Raw genomic sequence first — 4,308 nt, 5'->3', positions numbered from 1 at the left:
CAACAACCATCCCAAACCACTTACACCGACGCAGTGAACGACGGCACTTGGACCTTCAAGGGTTACGACGCAGCTAGCGCCGTTGTCAACAAGGCAAATGTAGAGTTTGTAGGGAAATGGGAATTCAAGGCGAATCCGACAAATGCTGAAACTTATACGCCTCAAGTAACGGAAGAAACTATCAAGGTTGGACAAACACCTGACTTGACCGATAATGTGACGAACTTGCCAAGCCTTCCAGCTGGCACTAAGGTAGTTGATATCACACCTGCAGGTCAAATTGACACAACAAAATCAGGTACTTACACAGGTAAGGTACGAGTTGACTATCCAGATGGTTCTTCTACTGAAGTTCCTGTACCAGTTAATGTTTTGCCTGCACCGGTGACTGAAACATATAAGGTGACTTACCGCTTCGAGAGTGCAACCGCAGACAACAACTTGCCAGCAGAAGTATTGAGCTTACTTCCACAAAGTGGAACATATACTACAAGTTCTTCTGCAGCGATTGCTTTTGTTCCAGAAGCACCGATGCCTGTAGAGGTAGCTGTTGCAAATGGTACATGGACATTCCTAGGTTACCAAGAAGTGGAAGAGGGGGCAAATCTAACCTTCGTCGGTAAGTGGGTCTTTGAAGCTAAGCAAGATCCTAGTCCACAACCACAGCCTGCACCAACGCCACAACCACAACCGGTTCCGCAACCAGCACCTCAACCAAATCCAATTCCACCAGTTAATCCAGGAGGAGAGCAGGGGGCTGATAATAATCAGGCAAATAGACTTCAACCAGAACAACCAAGAAAACCTGAAGAGAATCCACCAGCTCAAAGTCCAGCAGGAGAAAAGGCAAAACAAGATACATTACCAAACACAGGTAGCACTGCACCGCTTTCACTCACTGGTCTAATGACTAGCTCTCTTCTTGCAGGTCTAGGAGCGTTGCTTCTTGGTCGCAAGCGGAAAGGTGATTAAGCACTGATGTTATCTAGCAGCTTTCGACTTTTATAAGATTGTTAAGCAAGTAGTTGACTTTTTGCCAAGTGTATCTGAGTCAAAAGAGTTAACGCTTAGAGAAGACCAATTCGGTCTTCTCTTTTTGCATTTTGGATAGAAAGCAAATGTGTGATCTCAAGTCTAAGATTGGTATTTGGAGAAATTGAGAGCCTTGTGATAGGTCAGATGAGTTGGACTACTGAAAATGTTCAAAATATGGTATAATGGTTAGATGAATAGAATCGAGGATAGTATGTCATTTACGAAATTTCAGTTTAAAAACTACATAGAAAAGGCTTTGGAGGAGTTGAAGTTTACAACTCCTACCGAAGTTCAGGAAAAGTTGATTCCTATTGTCTTGGCGGGTCGTGATTTGGTGGGCGAGTCAAAAACAGGTTCAGGAAAGACCCACACTTTCTTGCTACCCATTTTCCAGCAATTAGATGAAACTAGTGATAGTGTGCAAGCGGTCATTACGGCTCCAAGTCGTGAGTTAGCTACTCAGATTTACCAAGCAGCTCGTCAGATTGCGGCCCACTCAGATGTCGAAGTCCGTGTGGTTAACTATGTTGGCGGTACGGATAAGGCACGTCAGATTGAAAAACTTGCCAGCAACCAACCCCATATTGTCATCGGGACTCCAGGGCGTATCTATGACTTGGTCAAATCTGGTGATTTAGCCATTCACAAGGCTAAGACTTTTGTCGTAGACGAAGCCGATATGACCTTGGATATGGGATTCTTGGAGACAGTTGACAAGATTGCAGGAAGCCTTCCAAAAGACTTGCAATTCATGGTCTTTTCAGCAACTATTCCACAGAAGTTGCAGCCCTTCTTGAAAAAATATTTGTCAAATCCTGTCATGGAGAAAATCAAAACAAAAACAGTCATCTCTGATACCATTGAAAACTGGTTGGTTTCGACCAAGGGCCGAGATAAGAATGCTCAGATTTATGAGTTGACTCAAGTCATGCAACCTTATTTGGCAATGATTTTTGTGAATACCAAAACGCGCGCAGATGAATTGCATGCTTACCTGACTGCTCAAGGATTGAAGGTAGCTAAGATTCATGGAGATATTGCACCTCGTGAACGCAAGCGGATCATGAACCAGGTTAAGAACCTTGATTTTGAGTACATTGTCGCAACGGACTTGGCAGCGCGTGGAATTGACATTGAAGGTGTCAGTCATGTCATCAATGATGCCATTCCGCAAGACTTGTCCTTCTTTGTTCACCGTGTTGGACGAACTGGGCGCAACGGACTGCCTGGTACGGCTATTACCCTTTACCAGCCTAGTGATGACTCGGATATCCGTGAGTTGGAAAAATTAGGTATCAAGTTTACTCCTAAGATGGTCAAAGACGGAGAGTTTCAAGATACATATGACCGTGATCGTCGTGCTAATCGTGAAAAGAAGCAGGATAAGCTTGATATTGAAATGATTGGCTTGGTTAAAAAGAAAAAGAAAAAAGTCAAACCAGGCTATAAGAAGAAGATTCAATGGGCGGTGGATGAAAAACGCCGCAAAACCAAGCGTGCTGAAAATCGCGCACGTGGGCGTGCTGAGCGAAAAGCCAAACGCCAAACATTTTAAGGATAAAATTGGAGCTGAATGGCTCCTTTTTCTAACTTTGTTTTATGATTTTTCAAAAATACTGCAAAAAAAAGTAAAAAGTGGTATAATGATAAGGTTATATAGTCCCGATAAGATGGTAGAAATTTCTATCAGTACTTTGTAACTCGCAAAGAATGACGGCTCCAAAGTCGCTCGTCCTTCTACGGTTGCCGCTATAATGCGGTCACCCTATGCGCCTTACTAGCTTCAGAAATAAAAAAGTATCGTTTTTATTTCTTTCGTGTCGTAACTCTTAGACTATAGAAATACCTATCAGTACTTTGTAACTCTATAACAATATTTTTTAAGGGGGGACATTTTTATGTCAGAACGTAAATTATTCACGTCTGAATCTGTATCTGAGGGGCATCCGGATAAGATTGCAGACCAAATTTCAGATGCGATTTTGGATGCTATTTTAGCAGAGGATCCAGAAGCGCACGTTGCTGCTGAGACTGCTGTATATACTGGTTCAGTCCATGTTTTTGGTGAAATTTCTACAAATGCCTATGTGGATATTAACCGTGTGGTTCGTAATACCATTGCAGAGATTGGTTACACCAATACAGAGTATGGTTTTTCTGCGGAAACAGTTGGAGTTCATCCATCGCTTGTTGAGCAGTCACCGGATATCGCCCAAGGGGTCAACGAAGCCTTGGAGGTTCGTGGAAATGCAGATCAAGATCCACTTGACTTGATTGGAGCAGGTGACCAGGGTCTCATGTTTGGATTTGCAGTGGATGAAACAGAAGAACTCATGCCATTGCCAATTTCACTCAGCCACAAGCTGGTTCGTCGTTTGGCAGAACTTCGTAAGTCTGGTGAAATCAGCTATCTGCGTCCAGATGCTAAATCACAAGTAACAGTTGAGTATGATGAAAATGACCGCCCAGTACGTGTGGACACAGTCGTTATTTCAACTCAGCACGACCCAGAAGTTAGCAATGAACAAATTCACAATGATGTGATTAACAAGGTCATCAAAGAGGTTATCCCAGCTTCTTACTTGGATGAGCAAACCAAATTCTTCATCAATCCAACTGGTCGTTTTGTAATCGGTGGACCTCAAGGAGACTCCGGTTTGACTGGTCGTAAGATTATCGTGGATACCTATGGTGGCTACTCTCGCCATGGTGGTGGTGCCTTCTCTGGTAAGGATGCGACGAAGGTGGACCGTTCAGCCTCTTATGCAGCTCGCTACATTGCCAAGAACATCGTTGCAGCAGGCCTTGCTAAGAAGGCAGAAGTGCAATTGGCCTATGCTATTGGGGTGGCACAGCCTGTTTCTGTTCGTATCGATACTTTCGGTACAGGAACAGTAGCTGAAAGCAAGCTTGAAAAAGCAGCGCGTCAAATCTTTGACCTTCGCCCTGCAGGAATTATTCAAATGCTGGATCTCAAACGTCCAATTTACCGTCAAACAGCGGCTTATGGACATATGGGACGTACAGATATTGACCTTCCGTGGGAACGTTTGGATAAGGTAGATGCTTTGAAAGAAGCTGTGAAATAAAATGAAAAAGCTTGGCAATGTTACCAAGCTTTTTGCAAAAGAAAACCAGCTCTAAGCTGGCTGGTGATTATGTGACTATTAGTCCGTCTCGCTCCGTCAGGTGCGAGACAAATAAACCACCTGCTATGCGGGTGCGCATCGAAGGTTATACCAAAAAAACTCCAAACGCGATACAATAAAGGTG

General features: G+C 43.7%; 3 protein-coding genes. All 3 read left to right on the top strand.

The features are described from left to right. Positions 1-972, top strand: a 972-nt coding sequence (locus E2R31_RS01550) for a Rib/alpha-like domain-containing protein (RefSeq protein WP_243701279.1), incomplete at its 5' end; no start/stop codon positions are given. Between the two features lie 274 nt (positions 973-1,246). After that, positions 1,247-2,590: a DEAD/DEAH box helicase gene (locus E2R31_RS01545; protein WP_038804977.1), complete on the top strand. Its 1,344-nt coding sequence runs from the start codon at positions 1,247-1,249 to the stop codon at positions 2,588-2,590. A gap of 343 nt (positions 2,591-2,933) precedes the next feature. Next, the gene (gene metK / locus E2R31_RS01535; protein WP_125415032.1) at positions 2,934-4,124 is read left to right on the top strand and encodes a methionine adenosyltransferase; all 1,191 of its coding nucleotides are present in this window, start codon (positions 2,934-2,936) and stop codon (positions 4,122-4,124) included. Positions 4,125-4,308 lie beyond the last annotated feature (184 nt).

The organism is Streptococcus downii, assembly GCF_004353325.1.
GTDB classification, from domain to species: Bacteria; Bacillota; Bacilli; order Lactobacillales; family Streptococcaceae; genus Streptococcus; species Streptococcus downii.
This window is presented reverse-complemented; position numbering and strand designations above follow the sequence as displayed.

Bases quoted from the DNA above. Each gene is read 5' to 3' on its own strand.
- metK (WP_125415032.1), top strand. From the start codon at position 2,934: ATGTCAGAACGTAAATTATTCACGTCTGAATCTGTATCTGAGGGGCAT.
- E2R31_RS01545 (WP_038804977.1), top strand. From the start codon at position 1,247: ATGTCATTTACGAAATTTCAGTTTAAAAACTACATAGAAAAGGCTTTG.